Below are 22,945 nucleotides of genomic sequence, written 5' to 3' on the forward strand. Positions count from 1 at the left end.
GTGCCCGCGCCGCCCGCACGCCGCTGGCCCGGCAGGGCGCCCGCCCGGCCCTCGCCGACCTGGTGCCCGAGGAGGAGGCCGAGGCCCACGCGCGTGCCCTGCTGGCGCCCCTCGCCCCCGTGCTCGTCGAGACGCTGCGCACCTGGCTGTCCCTGCACGGCAGTTGGGACCGTACGGCGGTGGCGCTGTCCGTACACCGCAACACCGTGCGGCAGCGGATCGCGCGGTGCGCGGGCCTGCTGGAGGCGGACCTGGACGATCCCGACGTACGGATGGAGCTGTGGTTCGCGTTGCGGCGGCTCTAGACACAAGCGGCTCTAGACATGAGCAGCTCTGGACACCACGTGACCCGCGCCACGTGACGCGCGTCCCAGCGTGCGGGACGCGGGGTGTTCCCACAGTTGTCTGCCTCACAATGGTGAGCATGCCGATACCCGGGACACCCAGCCGCGCCGAGCTCGTCGAGCACCTTGTGAAGACCCGTATCGCGGGCGATGTCGCAACCCCGCGTGAGAACAACCTCTCCCACTACCGCCAGTTGGCCAACGGCGTCCGCAACTTCTGGCTCGGACTGGAGCTCGGCGACCGCTGGACCGACGAGCAGGACGTGCTCGCGGTGATGGCGGAGCGGGTGGGCGTGAACGACGACCCGGAGTACCGGTACGGCCAGGACACCATCGACCCCGAACTGACCGTCACCGCCCTGGAGCGCCTGGCGGGGCGCCTGCGCAAGGCGGCCGACGGGCAGCAGCGGGTCCTCTTCGCGACCGGCCACCCGGGCGGCCTGCTGGACGTGCACCGGGCCACGGCCGACGCGCTGCGGACGGCCGGCTGCGAGATCATGGTCATCCCGGACGGGCTGCAGACGGACGAGGGATACGTCATGCAGTTCGCGGACGTGGCGATGCTCGAGCACGGCGCCACGCTGTGGCACACCCACTCCGGCGAACCGATGAAGGCCATCCTCACCGCCCTGGAGAGCGAGGGCCGCCCGCTGCCCGACCTGGTCGTCGCCGACCACGGCTGGGCGGGCTACGCCGGCCAGCACGGCATCGACTCCGTCGGCTACGCCGACTGCAACGACCCGGCCCTCTTCCTCGCCGAGTCGGAAGGCACCCTCCAGGTGGCGGTCCCCCTCGACGACCATGTGCTCAGCCCGCGCTACTACGACCCGATGACGGCGTATCTGCTGGAAGAGGCGGGGCTGGCGTAGTCCGGCGAGGCAGCGGGGGGCGAGTAGGTCAACTCCGGGTCGTTTTCGGAGTGTCGGCCGGCTCGCCCGGCAGCGTGACGACTCCGCCGATCTCCTGGGTGACGCGGGCCTGCCCGTTGAGGAACGCGAGCCGGTTCAGCAGGGCGTATCCCTCGCACAGCACCACCTCGTGGCCGTCGTACGACTCCAGGTTGACAACGGCGGCCTCGACGTGCGCGATCTCGCTGACGAGCATCGGTATGCCGGAGTGGCCGAGGGCGTGCGCGGCGCCGGCGCGTTCGTAGAGCACGGGCACGAGCGCGGATCCACTGGCGTCGGTGACCGTCGATGCGGAGCTGCCGCTCAGCTTGCGCAGCTGCGCCCGGGCGTGAAGCGTGACCCGCTCGATCGACCGCAGCTCGTCCATCGTGATCGCGAACGCCGGGGGCGGCTGTGGCGCGGCGACGGAAGCGGTGCGCCCGGCAGCACGCTTGCTGCGTCTTCCGAAGATCGACACGGCTAGGAGGCTCCTCACGGACGGGCGGCCACGAGCGCGGCGCCACGACGGCGAGCGTCGGTGCGGCGAGCCTGTGGCAGCGCGGGTCAGGTGGCGTGGGGAGACCGAAAGCGGCCCTTCTGACAGGGGTGAAGCGCTTTCCAGGGTAACGGCAGAGTGATCAATGGGACCTGGCCGAAAACTTACGAATGGGTGACGACCTGCGGTGAGCTCCGCAGACAACCGTCAGCGCGGGACGCGCACCACGCCCTCCTGGATCACCGAGATCGCGAGCCGTCCGTCCTGCGTGTAGATGCGGGCCTGACCGAGGCCGCGGCCGCCGTACGCCGACGGGGACTCCTGGTCGTACAGGAGCCATTCGTCGGCGCGGAACGGGCGGTGGAACCACATCGCGTGGTCCAGGGAGGCGCCGACCACGTCGCCGACGGCCCAGCCGCCGCGGCCGTGCGCGAGGAGGATGGAGTCGAGGAGCGTCATGTCGGAGACGTACGTGGCGAGGACGACGTGCAGAAGGGGGTCGTCAGCGAGTTTGCCGTTGGTGCGGAACCACACCTGGGAGTGCGGCTCGCGCGGCTCGCCGAATCTGCCGTACGGCGGCTCGTCGGCGTAGCGCAGGTCGATCGCCTCGCGCATCTCGATGAACTTTCCGACGACGTCGGGGTCGAGGTGGTCGTAGCCGCGCACCTGTTCCTCGGTGGTGGGCAGCGTGACCGGGTCGGGCGCGGCCGGCATCGGGGTCTGGTGGTCCAGGCCGTCCTCGTACGCCTGGAAGGACGCGGAGAGATGGAAGATCGGCTGCCCGTGCTGGACCGCGACCACCCGGCGGGTGGTGAAGGAGCGGCCGTCGCGGATGCGGTCCACGGTGTAGACGATGGGCGCGCCGGGGTCGCCGGGGCGCAGGAAGTAGGCGTGGAGGGAGTGGGCGGGCCGGTCCGCGGGGACCGTCCGGCCGGCGGCGACGAGCGCCTGTGCCGCGACCTGGCCGCCGAAGACGCGCGGGACGACGGCGGCCCGGGACCGGCCGCGGAAGATGTTCTCCTCGATCTGCTCCAGGTCGAGCAGATCGAGGAGACTGTGCAGTGCCTGACTCATGGACGACAGTTGTACTGGCCAGTAATTTCCGGAACCTTACAGGCCCATGTCCTTCGCGATGATCGTCTTCATGATCTCGCTGGTGCCGCCGTAGATGCGGTTGACGCGGTTGTCCGCGTACAGGCGGGCGATCGGGTACTCGTTCATGAAGCCGTAGCCGCCGTGCAGCTGGAGGCAGCGGTCGATCACGCGGTGGGCGACCTCGGTGCAGAAGAGCTTGGCGCTGGCGGCCTCGGCAGGGGTCAGCTCGCCCGCGTCGAGGGCTTCTAGCGCGCGGTCGGCGACCGCCTCGGCGGCGTCCACCTCGGCCTGGCAGGCGGCCAGTTCGAACTTGGTGTTCTGGAAGGCGGCGACCGGCTTGCCGAAGACGGTGCGCTCCTGCACGTACTCCTTGGCGAACCGGACGGCGGCCTTGGCCTGCGCGTAGGCACCGAAGGCGATGCCCCAGCGCTCGGAGGCGAGGTTGTGACCGAGGTAGGAGAAGCCCTTGTTCTCCTCGCCGAGGAGGTCCTCGACGGGGACCTTGACGTCGACGAAGGCGAGCTCGGCGGTGTCGGAGGTCTTCAGGCCCAGCTTGTCCAGCTTGCGGCCGATGGAGTAGCCCTCGGACTTGGTGTCCACGGCGAAGAGGGAGATGCCGTGGCGGCGGTCCTCGGCGGTGGGCGCGGCGGTGCGGGCGCAGACGATCACGCGGTCGGCGTGGACGCCGCCGGTGATGAAGGTCTTGGAGCCGTTGAGGACGTAGTGCGTGCCGTCGTCGCTCAGCTTGGCGGTGGTCTTCATGCCCGCGAGGTCGGAGCCGGTGCCCGGCTCGGTCATCGCCAGGGCCCACATCTCCTCGCCGGAGACGAACTTCGGCAGGTAGCGCTTCTTCTGCTCGTCGGTGGCGAGCATCTTGATGTACGGCAGGCCGAGCAGCACGTGCACGCCGGAGCCGCCGAAGCTCACGCCCGCGCGGGCGGTCTCCTCGTACATCACGGCCTCGAACTTGTACGAGTCGATGCCGGCGCCGCCGTACTCCTCGTCGACGCGGATGCCGAAGACGCCGAGCTCGGCCAGCTTGTAGTAGAAGTCGCGCGGCGCCTGGCCGGCGGCGAACCACTCGTCGTAGACGGGGACGACCTCGGCCTCGATGAAGGCCCGGAGGGTCTCCCGGAACGCCTCGTGATCCTCGTTGAACACAGTCCGGCGCACCGCGCCACCGCCCTTCTTTGCGCCTAAACCGGCGCCGCTCTCGCGTACGTGGTTGCTCGCCGTCGGGGTTCCTCAATTGATGGTTGCGGACCGATGGCTAAGCGCTTGCTCAGCCAAAAAGCTACCGGCCAGTTGGGACGCCTGTCCAGAGACGCACGTCACTCCTGGGCGACCGCCGCCCCGAACGCCCCCCGAGCCATCCGATGCAGCAACTGAGCCGTAGCCCCCCGCCCCGGCAGCACCCCCGCCCGCCCCAGATGCGGTGTCGAGTTCAGCAGACCGAACACCGAGTGCACCGCCGACCGTGCCGCGGGCTCGGCCAGCCCCGGATACACCTCACGGACCACCCCCACCCACAGCTCGACGTACTGCCGCTGCAGCTGCCGTACCAGCTTCCGGTCGCTGTCCCGGAGGCGGTCCAGCTCGCGGTCGTGCAGGGTGATGAGGGGGCGGTCGTCGATCGCGAAGTCGATGTGACCCTCGATGAGCGAGTCGAGGACCTCCTCCGGGCCCACGCCGTCCGCCTCCTGGAGGCGGCGTTTCGCGCCCGTCAGCAGCTGGCCGCTGATACCGACCAGCAGCTCCGCGAGCATCGCGTCCTTGCCGGGGAAGTGCCGGTAGAGACCGGGCCCGCTGATGCCGACCGCGGCGCCTATCTCGTCCACCCCCACGCCGTGGAACCCGCGTTCGGCGAACAGCCGCGCGGCCTCCTTGAGGATCTGCTCGCGGCGGGTGGGGGCGTCGGTTCTGGTGGCCATGGAAGCAATTCTAGACAGAGAGGTTAGCGGTCGTTAACCTGAAGGAAACGCGTTAACGCTCATTAACAAGGTGAGGGGCCGCAGGATGGAGCAGGCACCGGAGCTGACGAGCGCGGCTGACCCGGCGTCGGAGGCCTGGCGGGCCAATGAACAGGCCCACTTGGCACTCGTCGAGGAACTGCACGCCAAGCTGGCCGCCGCCCGCCTCGGCGGTGGTGAGAAGGCGCGGGCCCGGCACACCGCGCGCGGGAAGCTGCTGCCGCGGGACAGGGTCGACAGCCTCCTCGACCCCGGCTCACCGTTCCTGGAGCTGGCTCCCCTCGCCGCCGACGGGATGTACGACGGGCAGGCCCCGGCCGCCGGGGTCATCGCCGGGATCGGGCGCGTGAGCGGGCGTGAGTGCGTGATCGTCGCCAATGACGCGACCGTCAAGGGTGGGACGTACTACCCGATGACGGTGAAGAAGCACCTGCGCGCGCAGGAAGTGGCCCTCGAGAACCGCCTGCCCTGCGTCTACCTCGTCGACTCCGGCGGCGCCTTCCTGCCCATGCAGGACGAGGTCTTCCCCGACCGCGAGCACTTCGGGCGGATCTTCTACAACCAGGCCCGGATGTCCGGCGCCGGGATCCCGCAGATCGCCGCCGTGCTCGGATCCTGCACGGCCGGCGGGGCGTATGTCCCCGCCATGAGCGACGAGGCCGTCATCGTCCGCAACCAGGGAACCATCTTCCTCGGCGGGCCTCCCCTGGTGAAGGCCGCCACCGGTGAGGTCGTCACCGCGGAGGAGCTGGGCGGCGGAGACGTGCACGCGCGCGTGTCCGGCGTCACCGACCACCTCGCGGAGGACGACGCGCACGCCCTGCGCATCGTGCGGACCATCGCCGCCACGCTCCCCGCGCGCGGGCCGCTCCCCTGGGAGGTCACGTCTGTCGCAGAGCCCAAGGTGGATCCGTACGGGCTGTACGGCGCCGTACCCGTCGACTCCCGCACCCCCTATGACGTACGCGAGATCATCGCGCGCGTGGTCGACGGCTCCCGTTTCGCCGAGTTCAAGTCCGAGTTCGGGCAGACCCTCGTCACCGGCTTCGCCCGGATCCACGGCCACCCGGTCGGGATCGTCGCCAACAACGGCATCCTGTTCTCCGAGTCCGCCCAGAAGGGCGCCCACTTCATCGAGCTGTGCGACCAGCGCGGGATCCCGCTGGTGTTCCTGCAGAACATCTCCGGCTTCATGGTCGGCAAGGACTACGAGGCAGGCGGCATCGCCAAGCACGGCGCCAAGATGGTCACGGCGGTGGCGTGCACGCGCGTGCCCAAGCTGACCGTGGTGGTCGGTGGGTCGTACGGCGCGGGGAACTACTCCATGTGCGGGCGGGCCTACTCCCCCCGCTTCCTGTGGATGTGGCCGAACGCCAAGATCTCCGTCATGGGCGGCGAGCAGGCCGCGTCCGTTCTCGCGACCGTCAAGCGGGACCAGCTGGAGGCCCGCGGGGAGGCGTGGCCCGACGAGGAGGAAGAGGCGTTCAAGGCGCCGATCCGCGCGCAGTACGAGCGCCAGGGGAATGCCTATTACGCGACTGCCCGCCTGTGGGACGACGGGATCATCGAACCGCTGGAGACCCGGCAGGTGCTGGGCCTGGCCCTGACCGCGTGCGCCAACGCGCCTCTGGGCGAGCCCCAGTTCGGCGTCTTCCGGATGTGAGGACCCATGTTTGACACGGTGCTTGTAGCCAACCGGGGTGAGATCGCGGTCCGCGTCATCCGCACCCTTCGCGCGCTCGGCGTGCGCTCAGTGGCCGTCTTCTCCGACGCGGACGCCGACGCCCGGCACGTCCGCGAGGCCGACACGGCCGTACGCATCGGACCGGCGCCCGCGGCCGAGAGCTATCTGTCCGCCGAGCGGATCCTGGAGGCCGCCGCCCGCACGGGCGCCCAGGCCGTGCACCCGGGATACGGCTTCCTCGCGGAGAACGCCGGCTTCGCACGCGCGTGTGCCGACGCGGGGCTCGTCTTCATCGGGCCGCCGGCCGAGGCGATCTCCCTCATGGGCGACAAGATCCGGGCCAAGGAGACGGTGCAGGCGGCCGGGGTGCCGGTGGTCCCCGGGTCCAGCGGCAGCGGCCTGACGGACGCGCGACTGGCCGACGCGGCCCGCGAGATCGGCATGCCCGTGCTGCTGAAGCCCTCCGCCGGTGGCGGCGGCAAGGGCATGCGGCTGGTACGGGACGCGGAGAAGCTGGCGGACGAGATCACCGCCGCGCGCCGCGAGGCCCGCGCCTCCTTCGGCGACGACACGCTGCTCGTCGAGCGGTGGATCGACCGGCCCCGGCACATCGAGATCCAGGTCCTGGCGGACGGCCACGGCGGTGTGGTCCATCTGGGCGAGCGCGAGTGCTCCCTGCAGCGCCGCCACCAGAAGATCATCGAGGAGGCGCCCTCCGTCCTCCTGGACGAGGAGACCCGCGCGGCCATGGGCGAGGCGGCGGTCCAGGCGGCCCGTTCCTGCCGATACGAGGGCGCGGGCACCGTGGAGTTCATCGTCCCCGGCGGGGACCCGAAGTCGTACTTCTTCATGGAGATGAACACCCGCCTCCAGGTGGAGCACCCGGTCACCGAGCTGGTCACGGGCCTTGACCTGGTGGAGTGGCAGCTGCGGGTCGCGGCGGGCGAGCGGCTGCCGTTCGCGCAGGCGGAGATCCGGCTGACGGGGCACGCGGTCGAGGCCCGCATCTGCGCGGAAGACCCGTCGCGCGGATTCCTGCCCTCCGGCGGCACGGTCCTCAAGCTCCACGAACCCCAGGGCGACGGCGTCCGCACCGACTCCGGGCTCGGCGAGGGCACCGAGGTCGGCAGCCTGTACGACCCGATGCTGTCCAAGGTGATCGCGTACGGACCGGACCGCGCCACGGCGATCAGGAAACTCCGCGCGGCCCTCGCGGAGACGGTCGTCCTGGGCGTGCAGACGAACGCCGGGTTTCTGCGGCGGCTGCTCGCGCATCCGGCGGTGGTCGCGGGCGAGTTGGACACCGGGCTGGTCGAGCGGGAGGTCGAGGGGCTGGTCTCGGCGGACGTACCGGAAGCGGTGTACGTGGCCGCCGCGCTGCTGCGTCAGGCCGGTCTTGCCCCGCGGAGGTCCGGCTGGGTCGATCCGTTCTCCGTGCCGGGCGGCTGGCGCCTCGGCGGCGAACGCGCCTGGACGGCCCACCACATGCGGGTGCCGGGGCACGACCCCGTGACCGTCCGCGTGCGCGGCACCGGGGACGGCGACGTCGAGGTACTGCTCGACGGCGAGGAGCGGTCCCTCCAGCGGTCCCTCCGGAGGGCCAAGAGCCTGCTCCCGGGCACGAGAGAGGATCTCCGGTTCACTTTCCGGCTCGACGGCGTGGCCCACACCTTCGCCGCCCTGCCGGGAGGCACCTGGCTGGGCCGCGACGGCGACGCCTGGCACGTGCGCGACCACGACCCGGTCGCCGCGTCGCTGACCCGGGCCGCGCACTCCGGTGCCGACTCGCTCACCGCGCCCATGCCCGGGACGGTGACCGTCGTGAAGGTCGCCGTCGGCGACGAGGTCACCGCCGGTCAGAGTCTGCTGGTCGTGGAGGCGATGAAGATGGAGCACGTCATCTCCGCCCCGCACGCCGGCACGGTCACCGAGCTGGACGTGACGCCGGGCACCACGGTGGCGATGGATCAGGTCCTGGCCGTCATCGCACCGCACGACGAGGAAGGGGTGGCGGCGCAATGACCGTGCAGGGACTCCCCATGACCGTACCGGCGGCGGACCTCCCCGCCCGCGTCCGCATCCATGAGGTCGGCGCCCGGGACGGGCTGCAGAACGAGAAGTCGACCGTGCCCACCGAGGTCAAGGCGGAGTTCGTCCGCCGCCTCGCCGACGCGGGCCTGACCACCATCGAGGCGACCAGCTTCGTGCATCCCAAGTGGGTGCCCCAACTGGCCGACGCCGAGCAGCTGTTCCCCCTCGTCAGCGAACTCGTCAGCGACCTCCCCGTCGCGCTCCCGGTCCTCGTGCCGAACGAACGCGGCCTGGACCGCGCCCTGGCGCTGGGGGCGAACCGTGTCGCCGTCTTCGCCAGTGCCACCGAGTCCTTCGCCAAGGCCAACCTCAACCGCACGCTCGACGAGGCCCTGGCGATGTTCGAGCCGGTGGTGGCGCGGGCGAAGGCGGAGGACGTCCATGTCCGCGGCTATCTCTCCATGTGCTTCGGCGACCCCTGGGAGGGCGCGGTCCCGGTCCCGCAGGTCGTCCGTGTCTGCAAGGCGCTCCTCGACATGGGCTGCGACGAGCTGAGCCTCGGCGACACGATCGGGGTCGCGACCCCTGGCCACGTCCGCGCGCTCCTCACCGCCCTCACCGAACAGGACATCCCCGTCGGCACCCTTGGCGTGCACTTCCACGACACCTACGGCCAGGCGCTGTCCAACACCTTCGCCGCCCTCCAGCACGGCGTCACCACGGTCGACGCCTCCGCCGGCGGCCTCGGCGGCTGCCCGTACGCGAAGTCCGCCACCGGAAACCTCGCCACCGAAGACCTTGTGTGGATGCTGCGGGGCCTCGGCATCGACACCGGGGTCGACCTCGGCCGTCTCGTCGCCACAAGCGTGTGGATGGCCGACCGACTGGGCCGACCCAGCCCGTCCCGCACCGTCCGGGCCCTCTCCCACCAGGAGCAGTGAAGAACAATGGACCACCGACTCTCCCCCGAACTCGAAGAACTGCGCCGTACGGTCGAGGAGTTCGCCCACGACGTCGTGGCGCCGAAGATCGGCGAGTTCTACGAGCACCACGAATTCCCGTACGAGATCGTCCGCGAGATGGGCCGCATGGGCCTGTTCGGGCTGCCGTTCCCGGAAGAGTACGGCGGTATGGGCGGCGACTACCTGGCGCTGGGCGTGGCCCTGGAGGAACTGGCCCGGGTCGACTCCTCGGTGGCCATCACCCTCGAAGCGGGCGTCTCGCTCGGCGCCATGCCGATCTTCTTGTACGGCACGGAGGCCCAGCGACAGGAATGGCTCCCCCGGCTGTGCACGGGCGAAATCCTCGGCGCCTTCGGCCTGACCGAGCCCGACGGCGGCTCGGACGCGGGCGCGACGCGTACGACGGCCCGGATCGACCCGGCGACGGACGAGTGGGTGATCAACGGCACCAAGTGCTTCATCACCAACTCGGGCACGGACATCACGGGCCTGGTCACGGTCACGGCGGTGACGGGCCGCAAGCCGGACGGCGGCCCGCGGATCTCGTCGATCATCGTCCCGTCCGGAACCCCGGGCTTCTCGGTCGCCGCCCCCTACTCCAAGGTCGGCTGGAACGCCTCGGACACCCGCGAGCTGTCCTTCTCCGACGTCCGCGTCCCGGCGGCGAACCTGCTGGGCGAGGAGGGCCGGGGCTACGCCCAGTTCCTGCGCATCCTGGACGAGGGCCGCATCGCGATCGCGGCGCTGGCGACCGGCCTGGCGCAGGGCTGTGTGGACGAGTCGGTGAAGTACGCGAAGGAACGCCACGCGTTCGGCCGTCCGATCGGCGCGAACCAGGCGATCCAGTTCAAGATCGCCGACATGGAGATGAAGGCCCACACGGCCCGCCTGGCCTGGCGCGACGCCGCCTCGCGCCTGGTGGCCGGCGAGCCCTTCAAGAAGGAGGCGGCCCTCGCCAAGCTGTACTCCTCCACCATCGCCGTGGACAACGCCCGCGACGCCACCCAGATCCACGGCGGCTACGGCTTCATGAACGAGTACCCGGTGGCCCGCATGTGGCGCGACTCCAAGATCCTGGAGATCGGCGAGGGCACGAGCGAGGTGCAACGGATGCTGATCGCACGGGAGTTGGGGCTGGCGGGCTGACCGAGACGGATGACGACGTAGGGCGCAGGGCGCCGTCGGCGACCCGCCGGCGGTGCCGCTGTGATTCGGATCACCGTTACGACGGGCATCGCCCGCGCCGCGAGGGGCACAGGTACCAGTGCCCCCTGGACAAAAGATGAGGTTAGGCTAACCTAATCTCGATCCAGCCACTCGCAGGCGCGGACCCCCCAGTGGCCCCACGTACGTACGAAAGCAGATCCATCCCATGTCGAACGCCAGAACCGCCAACTTCTCCCGCCGCGGCCTGCTCGCCACCGGCGGCGCCCTCGGTCTCGGCGCCTTCCTGGCCGCGTGCGGCGACAGCGACTCGAAGGACAGTGGCTCGGACTCGACGGCGGGCGCCAAGGCCTCCGGCCCCTGGACCTTCAAGGACGACCGCGGCACCACCGTGAAGCTGGACCAGGTTCCCGCGAACATCGTCGCGTTCACCGGCGTCGCCGCCGCCCTCTACGACTACGGCGTCTCGGTCAAGGGCGTCTTCGGCCCGACCAAGACCGCCGACGGCAAGCCCGATGTCCAGGCCGGTGACATGGACGTCAGCAAGCTGACCGTCCTCGGCAACGTCTGGGACCAGTTCAACGTCGAGAAGTACGCGACCCTCGCACCCGACGTGCTGATCAGCACGATGTTCGACGACGCCGGCACCCTCTGGTACGTGCCCGAGGCGTCCAAGGACAAGATCGCTCAGCTCGCCCCGAGCGTCGGCATCTCCGTCTACGACCGGCAGCTCACCAAGCCGCTGGAGCGCATGTGGGAGCTGGCCGAGTCGCTCGGCGGCGACATGACGTCCGCGAAGGTGACCGACGCCAAGAAGCGGTTCGAGGCGGCCGCCACCCGGCTGCGCGCGGCCGCCAAGGCCAAGCCCGAGATCAAGGTGATGGCCGGCTCCGCGAGCCAGGAGCTGTTCTACGTCTCCGGCACCAACCTCTCCATCGACCTCGAGTACTTCAAGGCCCTCGGCGTGAACTTCGTCGAGCCGCCGGAGAGTGCGAAGAAGGAGGGCGGCGGCTGGTTCGAGAGCCTGAGCTGGGAGAACGTCGACAAGTACGCGGCCGACATCATCATGATGGATGACCGTTCCTCGACGATTCAGCCGGCGGAAGTCAGCGAGGCGACGTGGAAGAAGCTGCCTGCGGTCAAGGCGGGGCAGGTTATTGGGCGTTCGCCTGAGCCGATTCTGTCGTACGACAAGTGCGTGCCTCTGGTCGAGGACCTGGCCGAAGCCATTGAGAAGGCAAAGAAGGTCAGCTAGACGCTCAGCGCCGTGGGGGTTTCTGTGGTTTGCGAGCTGCGGGCCGTATGTGGCTGGTCGCGCAGTTCCCCGCGCCCCTAGAGGTACGTCTACCTGACGTCGATTCAGGAGTTGCCCCATGACTACGGCTGTAGCCGCCCCGTTCCGTTTCTTCTCCCTGCAGGTCGTACGGACGAGGCGGCTCGGCCCGTCCCTCGTCCGGGTCACCTTCGGCGGGCCCGAGTTGAAGGACTTTCATTCCGACGGACGGGACCAGTCCCTGTCGTTGTTCCTCCCGCACCCGGGCCAGCCCGAGCCGGTCATCCCGGTCGAACTCGGGGACGACTGGTGGCAGGGCTGGCGTGATCTCCCGGAGGACGTACGCGCGGTGATGCGCTCGTACACGCTCCGGGCCCTCAGGCGCGCCCCCGACGAGATCGACATCGACTTCGTCCTGCACGGCGTGGAGCCGGGGGCGGCGATCGCCGCGGGCCCCGCCTCCCGGTGGGCCTCGCGGGCCGCCGCCGGTGACAAGGTCGTGCTGCTCGGTCCGGCGATCGCGGACAACCGGGCGATCCGTTTCCGGCCGCCCGAGGATGCCGATCTCGTGGTCGTCTGGGGCGACGAGACCGCCGTACCCGCCGCCTGCGCCATCGTCGAGTCGCTGCCCGCCGGCACCCGTGCCCGGGTCTGGCTGGAGGTGCCGCACGCCGGCGACATCCAGGACGTTCAGACGGAGGCGGAGGCCGAGATCACCTGGCTCGTCCAGGACGAGGAGAGTGTGGAGAGCTCCCCCATGGCTCTCCACGCGATCCGCTCCGCCGAACTCGCCGACGCCTCGCACCCGTACGTCTGGATCGCGGGCGAGTCCGGGTGTGTGAAGGAGCTGCGCCGGCACTTCGTGCGTGAGCGCGGGATCGACCGCCGCAGAGTCACCTTCGTCGGCTACTGGCGGCAGGGTCTGACCGAGGAGCAGCTGCGCGAGGCTGGGTGACCCCGACAACTGCGTTCAGAGTGACGGCAGTCACGGCAGGGGCAGGGTTTCGGCCAAGTTAATTAGGTTAGGCTAACCTAAGTTGAAGCCGAGGCTCCGCCCCGCTCCCCGCCCCACGGACTGTCCCCACCGGAGGACCCGCACATGCGCTCGCACCTGCTCAACGACACGACCGCGGAGCGCTACCGCCGCTCCGTGACCGAAGGAATAGAGCGGGTGGCGGCCAAACTCGCCACCACCGTAAGTCCGTTCACCGGCGTCACCGTCGACGCCCTCGCTCCCCGCATCGACGAGATCGACCTCGACAAGCCGCTGCACGACACCGTGGCGGTGCTCGACGAACTGGAGGACGTCTACCTCCGGGACGCGATCTACTTCCACCACCCCCGCTACCTCGCCCACCTCAACTGCCCGGTCGTCATCCCGGCCGTGCTCGGCGAGGCGATCCTCTCCGCCGTCAACTCCTCCCTCGACACCTGGGACCAGTCGGCCGGCGGCACCCTCATCGAGCGCAAGCTGATCGACTGGACGACCGCCCGCATCGGCCTCGGCGAGAACGCCGACGGTGTGTTCACCTCCGGCGGCACCCAGTCCAACCTCCAGGCGCTGCTGCTGGCCCGCGAGGAGGCCAAGACCGACAGCCTGGCCAAACTGCGCATCTTCGCCTCCGAGGTCAGCCACTTCAGCGTGAAGAAGTCCGCGAAGCTGCTCGGGCTCGGCCAGGACGCCGTGGTCTCCATCCCCGTCGGCGCCGACAAGCGCATGCAGACCGTCGCCCTCGCCCGCGAGCTGGAGCGCTGCAAGAAGGACGGCCTCGTCCCCATGGCCGTCGTCGCCACCGCCGGCACCACCGACTTCGGCTCCATCGACCCGCTGCCCGAGGTCGCCGAGCTGTGTGAGCAGTACGGCGTGTGGATGCACGTGGACGCCGCCTACGGCTGCGGACTGCTCGCCTCCGTCAGGTACCGGCACCGCATCGACGGCATCGAGCGCGCCGACTCGGTCACCGTCGACTACCACAAGTCCTTCTTCCAGCCGGTGAGTTCGTCCGCCGTCCTGGTCAGGGACGCGGCCACCCTGCGCCACGCCACCTACCACGCGGAGTACCTCAACCCCCGCCGCATGGTGCAGGAACGTATCCCCAACCAGGTCGACAAGTCTCTCCAGACCACCCGCCGCTTCGACGCGCTCAAGCTGTGGATGACCCTGCGCGTCATGGGCGCCGACGGCATCGGCCAGCTCTTCGACGAGGTCTGCGAGCTGGCCGTGGAGGGCTGGAAGCTGCTGGCCGCCGACCCGCGCTTCGACGTCGTCGTCGAGCCGACGCTCTCCACCCTCGTCTTCCGCTACATCCCGGCGGCCGTCACCGACCCGGCCGAGATCGACCGTGCCAACCTCTACGCCCGCAAGGCCCTGTTCGCCTCCGGCGACGCGATCGTCGCGGGCACCAAGGTCGGCGGCCGCCACTACCTGAAGTTCACCCTGCTCAACCCCGAGACGCAGGCGTCCGACATCGCCGCCGTCCTCGATCTGATCGCCGGCCATGCCGAGCAGTACCTGGGAGAGTCCCTTGACCGCGCTTCCTGAGCCCACTGGTGCCACGGAAAAGACCTACGACTTCGTGGGGATCGGGCTCGGCCCGTTCAACCTGGGCCTGGCCTGCCTCACCGAGCCCATCGCCGAACTCGACGGCGTCTTCCTGGAGTCCAAGCCGAACTTCGAGTGGCACGCGGGCATGTTCCTGGACGGCGCCCACCTCCAGACGCCGTTCATGTCGGACCTGGTCACCCTGGCCGACCCGACATCGCCGTACTCGTTCCTCAACTACCTCAAGGACCAAGGCCGTCTGTACTCGTTCTACATCCGCGAGAACTTCTACCCGCTGCGGGTCGAGTACGACGACTACTGCCGCTGGGCCGCGGACAAGCTGAGCAGCATCCGGTTCAACACGACGGTCACGGAGGTGACGTACGAGGACGAGCACTACCTCGTACGCACCGAGGCCGGGGACGTGTACCGCGCCCGCCACCTCGTCCTCGGCACGGGCACGCCCCCGTACATCCCCGAGGCCTGCCAGGGCCTGGGCGGCGACTTCATCCACAACTCCCGCTACATCCAGCACAAGCAGGAGCTGCAGCGCAAGGAGTCGATCACGCTGGTCGGCAGCGGCCAGTCCGCCGCCGAAATCTACTACGACCTGCTCAGCGAGATCGACGTCCACGGCTACCGGCTGAACTGGGTCACCCGCTCCCCGCGCTTCTTCCCGCTGGAGTACACCAAGCTCACGCTGGAGATGACCTCCCCGGAGTACATCGACTACTTCCGTGAGCTGCCGGAGGCCACCCGCTACCGTCTCACCGCCCAGCAGAAGGGCCTGTTCAAGGGCATCGACGGCGACCTGATCAACGAGATCTTCGACCTGCTGTACCAGAAGAACCTCGGCGGTCCCGTGCCCACGCGGCTGCTCACCAACTCCTCCCTCACCGGCGCGCGGTACGAGAACGGCACGTACACCCTGTCGTTCCGCCAGGAGGAGCAGGAGAAGGACTACGAGATCGAGTCCCAGGGCCTGGTCCTCGCCACCGGCTACAAGTACGCCGAGCCGGAGTTCCTCGCGCCCGTCCGGGACCGGCTGCGCTACGACTCCCAGGGCAACTACGACGTGGCCCGCAACTACGCGATCGACGTGACGGGCAGAGGCGTCTTCCTGCAGAACGCCGGCGTGCACACGCACAGCGTCACCAGCCCCGACCTGGGCATGGGCGCGTACCGCAACAGCTACATCATCCGCGAGCTGCTCGGCACCGAGTACTACCCGGTCGAGAAGTCCATCGCATTCCAGGAGTTCGCCGTATGACCATCACGTTCCGCCCGCTCGATCCCCTGAAGGACGCCGAGCTGCTGCACTCCTGGCTCACCCACCCCAAGGCGGCCTTCTGGATGATGCAGGACGCCAGGCTCGAGGACGTCGAGCGCGCCTACATGGAGATCGCGGCCGACGAGCACCAGCAGGCGTACCTCGGCCTGCGCGACGGCGAGCCCGCCTTCCTGATGGAGCGGTACGACCCCGCCCACCGTGAGCTGGTCGGCCTGTACGAGCCGCAGCCGGGAGACGTCGGCATGCACTTCCTCGTGCCGGCCACCGACCGGCCCGTGCACGGCTTCACCAGGGCCGTCATCACCGCCGTGATGGCGTACCTCTTCGAGGACCCGGCGGTGGAACGCGTCGTCGTCGAGCCGGACGTGTCCAACAAGGCCGTGCACGCCCTGAACGAAGCCGTCGGGTTCGTCCCCGACCGAGAGATCCAGAAGCCGGAGAAGAAGGCGTTGTTGAGCTTCTGCACCCGGGAACAGTTCTTTGACAGGCACAGCGTCGCGGCCACGGCGGTGATGGCATGAGCCTCGCCGACGCCGTGGCCCACCTCTCCCCCGAGCGCTGGGAGCAGGCCAACCGCCAACTCCTCCGCAAGGCGCTCGCCGAGTTCGCGCACGAGCGGCTGATCGCGCCGGAGAAGGAAGGCGGTGAGTACGTCGTCCGCAGCGACGACGGCCTGACCCGCTACCGCTTCACCGCCACCCGCCGCGCCCTCGACCACTGGCAGGTGGACGCCGACTCGATCACCCGCACCCGGAACAGCGCCGAACTCCCGCTCGCCGCCCTGGACTTCTTCATCGAGCTGAAGCAGACACTGGGCCTGAGCGACGAGATCCTGCCGGTCTACCTGGAGGAGATCTCCTCGACCCTCTCCGGCACCTGCTACAAGCTCACCAAGCCGCAGGTCCCGGTCGCCGAGCTCACGAAGAGCGGCTTCCAGGACATCGAGACCGGCATGACCGAGGGCCACCCCTGCTTCGTCGCCAACAACGGGCGGCTCGGCTTCGGGATCCACGAGTACCTGTCGTACGCCCCCGAGACCGCGAGCCCGGTCCGGCTGGTGTGGCTGGCCGCGCACCGCTCGCGGGCGGCGTTCACGGCGGGCGTCGGGATCGAGTACGAGTCCTTCCTGCGGGACGAGCTGGGCGATGTGACGCTGAACCGTTTCCGCGACACACTCTCGGACCAGGGCCTCGACCCCGCCGACTACCTGCTCATCCCCGTCCACCCCTGGCAGTGGTGGAACAAGCTCACCGTCACCTTCGCCGCCGAGATCGCTCGTGGCCACCTCGTCTGCCTGGGCGAGGGCGACGACGAGTACCTGGCCCAGCAGTCCATCCGTACCTTCTTCAACCACTCGCATCCCGAGAAGCACTACGTGAAGACGGCCCTGTCCGTCCTCAACATGGGCTTCATGCGCGGTCTGTCGGCCGCCTACATGGAGGCGACCCCGGCGATCAACGACTGGCTCGGCCAGCTGATCGAGGGCGACCCGGTGCTGAAGTCGACGGGCCTGTCGATCATCCGCGAGCGGGCTGCCGTGGGCTACCGGCACCTGGAGTACGAGGCGGCGACGGACCGCTACTCGCCGTACCGGAAGATGCTCGCCGCGCTCTGGCGGGAGAGCCCGGTCTCCTCCCTCCAGGACGGCGAGTCCCTCGCCACCATGGCCTCCCTCGTCCACATGGACCACGAGGGCGCGTCCTTCGCGGGCGCGCTGATCGAGCAGTCCGGACTCACCCCGACGGAGTGGCTGCGCCGCTACCTGCGGGCGTACTTCACCCCGCTGCTGCACAGCTTCTACGCCTACGACCTGGTGTTCATGCCGCACGGCGAGAACGTGATCCTGGTCCTGAAGGACGGCGTGGTCCAGCGCGCGATCTACAAGGACATCGCCGAGGAGATCGCCGTCATGGACCCGGACGCGGTGCTGCCGCCCGAGGTGCAGCGCATCCGGGTCGAGGTCCCCGAGGACAAGAAGCTCCTGTCGATCTTCACGGACGTCTTCGACTGCTTCTTCCGCTTCCTCGCGGCGAACCTCGCCACCGAGGGGGTCCTGGAGGAGGAGGACTTCTGGCGGACGGTCGCGGAGGTGACCCGCGACTACCAGCGCTCGGTGCCCGAACTCGCCGACAAGTTCAAGCAGTACGACATGTTCACCCCCGAGTTCGCGCTGTCCTGCCTCAACCGCCTCCAGCTGCGCAACAACGAGCAGATGGTGGACCTGGCGGACCCGGCGGCCGCGCTTCAGCTGATCGGCAACCTGGAGAACCCCATCGCGGGGCTGTAGACCCCGCCCCCACAGACAGACGGGCACCCCGGAGTACGGTCCTCCGGGGTGCCCGTCGCCTTGGGGTGAAACAATCCTTGTATGGCGGAAATCCTCCAGAAGGACGGCACTTGGACCTTCGACGGCGATGCCCTGCGACTGACCCCGGGGCGGGACAAGAACGTCAGTCTGCTCCGCAAGACCCTCGGTGAACTCGTCGTCCCGCTGGGCGCGTTGGCGGGGATCTCGTTCGAGCAGGGCAAGAAGACCGGGCGGTTGAGGCTGCGGCTGCGCGACGGCTCCGATCCGCTGCTGCACGCGACCGGCGGCCGGCTCATCGAGCCGCACGACCCGTACCAGCTGACCGTCGAGTCCGACCGCTACGGCGTCGCCGAGTACTTCGCGGACGAGGTCCGTAACGCCCTGCTCCTGGACCAGGTCCCGGCCGACCCGGTGGACACGTACCTGCTGCCGGGCCCGGCGATACCGCTGTCGGTCTCCGCCGGGGACGGCACCGCGCGCTTCGACGGCGAGCGCGTCCGCCTGGACTGGAACTGGAAGACCGATGACTCCAAGGCCGCCGCCGGCACCCGCATCCTCGAACTGGCCGACATCGTCGCCGTGGAGTGGCAGCCGTCGGTCGGCCTGGAGAACGGCTACCTCCGCTTCACCGTGCGGAACGCCCCGACCAAGGCCCCGCCCAAGTACGACCCCAACTCCGTGGACCTGTGGGGCTTCAAGAAGGACCCGCTGATGGCCCTGGTCGCGGCGGCCGTCCAGGCCCGCCTCCCTCATCCGGCCGCGGCGGCCCCGAAGGACGTACGACCGCCGCAGCCCGAGCCGACTGCCCCGTCCACCGGCGAGGACGACCACGACGCGCTGCTGCGCCGGCTGCGGGAGCTCGGCGAGCTGCACCGCACCGGCGTGCTGACCGACGAGGAGTTCGCGATGGCCAAGCAGGCGATCCTCAAGAGGATGTGATGCAGGGAGTTGCTTCGCCCTGCGTCACCTCACCCTGCGCGCCACCGTGAAGTGGTCGACCTGCTCGCCGGTCTCGGCGATGCCCCGCACCTTCAGCGTGGCCGTACGGCCCGCGGCGGCCGGGGTGACGTCCACGCGCAGGAAGGAGTAGTCGAGGTAGCGCACCCGGGACCAGGCGACGGTCTCCTTCTGCTGGGCGCCGTCCGCGAGGCAGACGAAGGACGCGACGGCGTCGTCGTCCTTCACATGGCCCTCGTAGGACTGGTCGGCGCTGAAGGCGTACAGGCTGCGGCCGGCCGCGCCCGCCGTCACGTAGACCACGCCGTCCGTCTCGGGGTACGCGGTGCCGCCGATCGGGAGCTGCCTGGTGACCTCGCCGCCCTTGATGACGTCCGTGCGCTCGTAGACGTGGTTGTGGCCGTTGATGACGAGGTCGACGGTGTACTTCTCGAACAGCGGCACCCACTCCTGGCGCACGCCCCCCTCCGAGGCGTGCGAGGTGGAGGTGCAGTAGGCGCAATGGTGGAAGAAGACGACGACGAAGTCGACGTCCTTCGACGCCCGGTACTTCTTCAGCTGAGCCTCCAGCCATTTGGTCTGGGTGCCGCCGGAGATGCCGAGGTTGGCCGGGATCTCGAAGGAGATGTCGTTGGCGTCGAGCGAGATGACCGCGGTGTTGCCGTAGACGAAGGAGTAGACGCCGGGCAGGTTCTTGCTGTCGGGCCCGTTGTCGGGGACTGTCCAGCGGGCCTCCTCGCCGCCGTAGCCGTTCGGCGAGTACCAGGCCTCCATGTCGTGGTTGCCGTACGCCGGCATCCACGGGACCTGCTTGGCGACGGACTCCGTCTGGTACAGGAACTGGTCCCACACGCGCGAGTCGAAGCCCGTGTCGGAGGTCTTGCCCTGCCCGGCCGGGTCGCCGTAGGCGATGTCACCGGCGTGCAGATGGAAGGCGGGGTTCTGGGCGAGGATCAGGGCGTCGTTGGCGAGGCCGTGGTAGCTGACGCCCTGGTCGCCGAAGGCCGTGAAGGTGAAGGGGGCCTTGTGGGCGGGGGCGGTGGTGAAGGTGCCGAGGGTGCCGAGCAGGTGGGGCTCGGCGGGGTCGAAGCCGGTGTGGCCGACTCCGTAGTAGTACGTCTTGCCGGGGCGCAGGTTCGTGAGCCGGGCGTGGACGTAGTACTGGGTGTGGTCGGCGCTCGCGCCGACGCCGGCCGGGGTGTACAGGGTGCGCACCTCGGCGTCGATCTTGCGGGAGAGGTCCCAGGGGTGGCCGCCGACCCGGATGAAGGGCTTCCTGACGGCGACCGGGACCTGCCAGGAGACGGTGATCTCGGTGCGCGGGTCGTTGCCGTAGGCGAGGTGGCGGCCGAAGGGGGCGACGAGGGCGCCGTCGACGGTCTCGGTCGCGGGAGCGACCGCCGGGGTCTTCACGGCGGCCTGTGCGGTGGCACCCGGCACGAACGCGCCACCCGCGACGGCGCCCAGCGTGACCGCGCCGCCCCTGATCATCGTGCGCCGGGAGAATCTGGCGCACAGGTACTCGTGCTGCTCGGCCATGCTCATGCCTTCGGCGAGCCGCTCGGGTACGCCCATACGAGGAATGTCCATGAGGTCACAAGCTGCACACCCCACACATCTGCCCGGGGAACAACCGGCCAAAGGACTCCCATGGGCGCCCCATAAGTGCTCCAACACGCCCCTGCCCGAAATCGGGCAGGATTCTTGCGAAACTGTCGCCGGTACCCCAGGATCTACCGGGTGCACGACGAACTTGTCGATCATCTGACGCGGTCCACGCCCCTCAGCCGGGGCGAGGCGCTGCGTGTGATCCAGGACGTCCTCGCCTACTTCGACGAGACGACCGAGGACTACGTCCGTCGCCGCCACCGCGAGCTGCAGGCCCAGGGCCTGGTGAACGCGACGATCTTCGAACGGATCGGGGCGGACCTGCAGTACCGGGCGGTCGCACCGCCGGAGCTCACCCTCCGGCAGCTGCGCCGCATGGTCTACGGCTGATCCATCGAAGCTGATCCATCGAAGCTGATCCATCGAAAACGACTGCGAAACGCTGAGGAATACCTATATATGTGCGGAATCGTCGGTTACATCGGGAGGCGCGACGTGGCGCCCCTGCTGCTGGAGGGCCTCCAGCGGCTGGAGTACCGGGGCTACGACTCGGCGGGCATCGCCGTCACGTCACCGAAGGCGTCCGGCCTGAAGACGGTCAAGGCCAAGGGCCGCGTCCGTGACCTGGAGGCGAAGGTCCCGGCGCGCTTCAAGGGCACGACCGGCATCGCCCACACCCGCTGGGCGACCCACGGCGCCCCCTCCGACGTGAACGCGCACCCGCACCTCGACGCCGAGGGCAAGGTCGCCGTCGTCCACAACGGCATCATCGACAACGCCTCCGACCTGCGCCGCAAGCTGGAGGCGGACGGCGTCGAGTTCCTCTCCGAGACGGACACCGAGGTCCTCACCCACCTCATCGCCCGCTCCCAGGCCGTCAAGCTGGAGGACAAGGTCCGCGAGACCCTGCGGGTCATCGAGGGCACGTACGGCATCGCCGTCCTGCACGCCGACTTCCCCGACCGGATCGTCGTCGCCCGCAACGGCTCGCCGGTCGTCCTCGGCATCGGCGAGAAGGAGATGTTCGTCGCCTCGGACATCGCCGCCCTGGTCACCCACACCCGCCAGATAGTCACGCTGGACGACGGCGAGATGGCCACCCTCAAGGCCGACGACTTCCGCACCTACACCACGGAGGGCACCCGCACCACGGCCGAGCCCACCACCGTGGAGTGGGAGGCCGCGTCCTACGACATGGGCGGCCACGACACCTACATGCACAAGGAGATCCACGAGCAGGCCGACGCCGTGGACCGCGTGCTGCGCGGCCGCATCGACGACCGCTTCTCCACTGTGCACCTCGGCGGCCTCAACCTGGACGCCCGCGAGGCACGCCGGATCCGCCGCGTGAAGATCCTCGGCTGCGGCACCTCGTACCACGCGGGCATGATCGGCGCCCAGATGATCGAGGAGCTGGCCCGCATCCCGGCAGACGCGGAGCCCGCTTCCGAATTCCGCTACCGCAACGCGGTCGTCGACCCCGACACCCTCTACGTCGCCGTGTCGCAGTCCGGTGAGACGTACGACGTACTCGCGGCCGTCCAGGAGCTGAAGCGCAAGGGCGCGCGGGTCCTGGGCGTCGTGAACGTCGTCGGCTCGGCGATCGCCCGCGAGGCCGACGGCGGCATCTACGTCCACGCGGGCCCGGAGGTCTGCGTCGTCTCGACGAAGTGCTTTACGAACACGACGGTCGCCTTCGCGCTCCTGGCCCTCCACCTCGGCCGCACCCGCGACCTCTCCGTCCGCGACGGCAAGCGGATCATCGAGGGCCTGCGGAAGCTGCCCGGCCAGATCTCCGAGATGCTGGAGCAGGAGGAGGAGATCAAGAAGCTGGCCCAGGAGTACGCCGAGGCCCGCTCGATGCTCTTCATCGGCCGCGTCCGGGGCTACCCGGTGGCCCGCGAGGCCTCCCTGAAGCTCAAGGAGGTCTCGTACATCCACGCCGAGGCCTACCCGGCCTCCGAGCTCAAGCACGGCCCCCTGGCCCTCATCGAGCCCGCCCTCCCCACGGTCGCGATCGTCCCCGACGACGACCTCCTGGAGAAGAACCGCGCCGCCCTGGAGGAGATCAAGGCTCGCAGCGGCAAGATCCTCGCGGTGGCCCACCAGGACCAGGAGAAGGCCGACCAGACGATCGTGGTCCCGAAGAACGAGGACGAACTGGACCCGATCCTCATGGGCATCCCCCTCCAACTCCTCGCGTACCACACGGCATTGTCCCTGGGCAGGGACATCGACAAGCCGAGGAACCTCGCCAAGTCGGTGACGGTGGAGTAGAAAATCCACCCGGCGGCGGAAGCGATAATTGAGGAACCCCCACGGCGAGCAACCAC

20 protein-coding genes are annotated in these 22,945 nt (G+C 69.4%); 15 read left to right on the top strand and 5 right to left on the bottom strand.

Annotated features, from left to right (window positions below; translation table 11 throughout):
• Together CLM62_RS45625 and CLM62_RS45630 are read left to right on the top strand one after the other, a co-directional pair.
• Positions 1 to 305: helix-turn-helix domain-containing protein (locus CLM62_RS45625; protein WP_143659279.1), on the top strand; the 305-nt coding region annotated here is incomplete at its 5' end.
• Between the two features lie 119 nt (positions 306 to 424).
• Positions 425 to 1,213, top strand: a complete 789-nt coding sequence (locus CLM62_RS45630) for a phosphatase (RefSeq protein ID WP_095755862.1) — start codon at positions 425 to 427, stop codon at positions 1,211 to 1,213.
• Between the two features lie 28 nt (positions 1,214 to 1,241).
• Here the strand turns inward: CLM62_RS45630 and CLM62_RS45635 are convergent, their stop codons facing one another.
• From CLM62_RS45635 to CLM62_RS45650, 4 genes are all read right to left on the bottom strand, one after another.
• Entirely contained in the window at positions 1,242 to 1,709 is a 468-nt protein-coding gene (locus CLM62_RS45635) for a hypothetical protein (RefSeq protein WP_257004480.1), read from the bottom strand.
• Positions 1,710 to 1,934: 225 nt separating this feature from the next.
• Positions 1,935 to 2,801 carry an acyl-CoA thioesterase II gene (locus tag CLM62_RS45640; protein WP_095755805.1) on the bottom strand — a complete coding sequence of 289 codons (867 nt, stop codon included), beginning with the start codon at positions 2,799 to 2,801 and terminating at the stop codon, positions 1,935 to 1,937.
• A gap of 36 nt (positions 2,802 to 2,837) precedes the next feature.
• Complete coding sequence (locus CLM62_RS45645; RefSeq protein ID WP_095755806.1) at positions 2,838 to 3,995, bottom strand: acyl-CoA dehydrogenase family protein; 1,158 nt, start codon at positions 3,993 to 3,995, stop codon at positions 2,838 to 2,840.
• 158 nt (positions 3,996 to 4,153) lie between these two features.
• A complete protein-coding gene (locus CLM62_RS45650) occupies positions 4,154 to 4,753 on the bottom strand; it encodes a TetR/AcrR family transcriptional regulator (RefSeq protein ID WP_095755807.1) in 600 nt (199 codons plus the stop codon).
• 85 nt (positions 4,754 to 4,838) lie between these two features.
• Here CLM62_RS45650 and CLM62_RS45655 point away from each other — a divergent pair, with 85 nt between their 5' ends.
• The 11 genes from CLM62_RS45655 (at position 4,839) to CLM62_RS45705 (ending at position 18,986) form a co-directional block, all read left to right on the top strand.
• Complete coding sequence (locus CLM62_RS45655) at positions 4,839 to 6,455, top strand: carboxyl transferase domain-containing protein (RefSeq protein WP_095755808.1); 1,617 nt, start codon at positions 4,839 to 4,841, stop codon at positions 6,453 to 6,455.
• Between the two features lie 6 nt (positions 6,456 to 6,461).
• Positions 6,462 to 8,498, top strand: coding sequence for an acetyl/propionyl/methylcrotonyl-CoA carboxylase subunit alpha (locus tag CLM62_RS45660; RefSeq protein WP_095755809.1), 2,037 nt, complete (start codon positions 6,462 to 6,464; stop codon positions 8,496 to 8,498).
• A complete protein-coding gene (locus CLM62_RS45665) occupies positions 8,495 to 9,448 on the top strand; it encodes a hydroxymethylglutaryl-CoA lyase (RefSeq protein WP_095755810.1) in 954 nt (317 codons plus the stop codon). The genes CLM62_RS45660 and CLM62_RS45665 overlap by 4 nt, the downstream gene beginning before the upstream one ends.
• A gap of 6 nt (positions 9,449 to 9,454) precedes the next feature.
• Positions 9,455 to 10,615, top strand: a complete 1,161-nt coding sequence (locus CLM62_RS45670; RefSeq protein ID WP_095755811.1) for an acyl-CoA dehydrogenase family protein — start codon at positions 9,455 to 9,457, stop codon at positions 10,613 to 10,615.
• 226 nt (positions 10,616 to 10,841) lie between these two features.
• Positions 10,842 to 11,888, top strand: a complete 1,047-nt coding sequence (locus tag CLM62_RS45675) for an ABC transporter substrate-binding protein (RefSeq protein WP_095755812.1) — start codon at positions 10,842 to 10,844, stop codon at positions 11,886 to 11,888.
• A gap of 118 nt (positions 11,889 to 12,006) precedes the next feature.
• The gene (locus tag CLM62_RS45680; protein ID WP_095755813.1) at positions 12,007 to 12,861 is read left to right on the top strand and encodes a siderophore-interacting protein; all 855 of its coding nucleotides are present in this window, start codon (positions 12,007 to 12,009) and stop codon (positions 12,859 to 12,861) included.
• Positions 12,862 to 13,005: 144 nt separating this feature from the next.
• The gene (gene desA, locus CLM62_RS45685) at positions 13,006 to 14,448 is read left to right on the top strand and encodes a lysine decarboxylase DesA (protein WP_095755814.1); all 1,443 of its coding nucleotides are present in this window, start codon (positions 13,006 to 13,008) and stop codon (positions 14,446 to 14,448) included.
• Positions 14,432 to 15,718, top strand: a complete 1,287-nt coding sequence (locus tag CLM62_RS45690) for a lysine N(6)-hydroxylase/L-ornithine N(5)-oxygenase family protein (protein WP_095755815.1) — start codon at positions 14,432 to 14,434, stop codon at positions 15,716 to 15,718. Before desA ends, CLM62_RS45690 begins: the two co-directional genes overlap by 17 nt.
• On the top strand, positions 15,715 to 16,260 hold the full coding sequence (locus CLM62_RS45695; RefSeq protein WP_095755816.1) for a GNAT family N-acetyltransferase: 546 nt from the start codon (positions 15,715 to 15,717) through the stop codon (positions 16,258 to 16,260). The genes CLM62_RS45690 and CLM62_RS45695 overlap by 4 nt, the downstream gene beginning before the upstream one ends.
• Positions 16,257 to 18,026, top strand: a complete 1,770-nt coding sequence (locus CLM62_RS45700; protein ID WP_095755817.1) for an IucA/IucC family siderophore biosynthesis protein — start codon at positions 16,257 to 16,259, stop codon at positions 18,024 to 18,026. Before CLM62_RS45695 ends, CLM62_RS45700 begins: the two co-directional genes overlap by 4 nt.
• Before the next feature lie 81 nt (positions 18,027 to 18,107).
• Complete coding sequence (locus CLM62_RS45705; RefSeq protein ID WP_095755818.1) at positions 18,108 to 18,986, top strand: DUF4429 domain-containing protein; 879 nt, start codon at positions 18,108 to 18,110, stop codon at positions 18,984 to 18,986.
• A gap of 24 nt (positions 18,987 to 19,010) precedes the next feature.
• On the opposite strand, the gene CLM62_RS45710 is transcribed toward CLM62_RS45705, so the two are convergent.
• Complete coding sequence (locus CLM62_RS45710) at positions 19,011 to 20,579, bottom strand: metallophosphoesterase family protein (protein WP_179382501.1); 1,569 nt, start codon at positions 20,577 to 20,579, stop codon at positions 19,011 to 19,013.
• 165 nt (positions 20,580 to 20,744) lie between these two features.
• Between CLM62_RS45710 and CLM62_RS45715 the strand changes: the two genes are divergently transcribed.
• Positions 20,745 to 21,002: a hypothetical protein gene (locus CLM62_RS45715; protein ID WP_095755820.1), complete on the top strand. Its 258-nt coding sequence runs from the start codon at positions 20,745 to 20,747 to the stop codon at positions 21,000 to 21,002.
• 69 nt (positions 21,003 to 21,071) lie between these two features.
• Complete coding sequence (gene glmS / locus CLM62_RS45720; RefSeq protein WP_095755821.1) at positions 21,072 to 22,889, top strand: glutamine--fructose-6-phosphate transaminase (isomerizing); 1,818 nt, start codon at positions 21,072 to 21,074, stop codon at positions 22,887 to 22,889.
• Positions 22,890 to 22,945 lie beyond the last annotated feature (56 nt).

The sequence above is a fragment of the Streptomyces sp. SA15 genome, from assembly GCF_002291145.1.
GTDB lineage: Bacteria > Actinomycetota > Actinomycetes > Streptomycetales > Streptomycetaceae > Streptomyces.

Coding starts and splice junctions, on each gene's coding strand:
- CLM62_RS45630 (WP_095755862.1), top strand. CDS start 425: ATGCCGATACCCGGGACACCCAGCCGCGCCGAGCTCGTCGAGCACCTT.
- CLM62_RS45640 (WP_095755805.1), bottom strand. CDS start 2,801: ATGAGTCAGGCACTGCACAGTCTCCTCGATCTGCTCGACCTGGAGCAG.
- CLM62_RS45650 (WP_095755807.1), bottom strand. CDS start 4,753: ATGGCCACCAGAACCGACGCCCCCACCCGCCGCGAGCAGATCCTCAAG.
- CLM62_RS45655 (WP_095755808.1), top strand. CDS start 4,839: ATGGAGCAGGCACCGGAGCTGACGAGCGCGGCTGACCCGGCGTCGGAG.
- CLM62_RS45660 (WP_095755809.1), top strand. CDS start 6,462: ATGTTTGACACGGTGCTTGTAGCCAACCGGGGTGAGATCGCGGTCCGC.
- CLM62_RS45665 (WP_095755810.1), top strand. CDS start 8,495: ATGACCGTGCAGGGACTCCCCATGACCGTACCGGCGGCGGACCTCCCC.
- CLM62_RS45670 (WP_095755811.1), top strand. CDS start 9,455: ATGGACCACCGACTCTCCCCCGAACTCGAAGAACTGCGCCGTACGGTC.
- CLM62_RS45675 (WP_095755812.1), top strand. CDS start 10,842: ATGTCGAACGCCAGAACCGCCAACTTCTCCCGCCGCGGCCTGCTCGCC.
- CLM62_RS45680 (WP_095755813.1), top strand. CDS start 12,007: ATGACTACGGCTGTAGCCGCCCCGTTCCGTTTCTTCTCCCTGCAGGTC.
- desA (WP_095755814.1), top strand. CDS start 13,006: ATGCGCTCGCACCTGCTCAACGACACGACCGCGGAGCGCTACCGCCGC.
- CLM62_RS45695 (WP_095755816.1), top strand. CDS start 15,715: ATGACCATCACGTTCCGCCCGCTCGATCCCCTGAAGGACGCCGAGCTG.
- CLM62_RS45700 (WP_095755817.1), top strand. CDS start 16,257: ATGAGCCTCGCCGACGCCGTGGCCCACCTCTCCCCCGAGCGCTGGGAG.
- CLM62_RS45705 (WP_095755818.1), top strand. CDS start 18,108: ATGGCGGAAATCCTCCAGAAGGACGGCACTTGGACCTTCGACGGCGAT.
- CLM62_RS45710 (WP_179382501.1), bottom strand. CDS start 20,579: ATGGGCGTACCCGAGCGGCTCGCCGAAGGCATGAGCATGGCCGAGCAG.
- glmS (WP_095755821.1), top strand. CDS start 21,072: ATGTGCGGAATCGTCGGTTACATCGGGAGGCGCGACGTGGCGCCCCTG.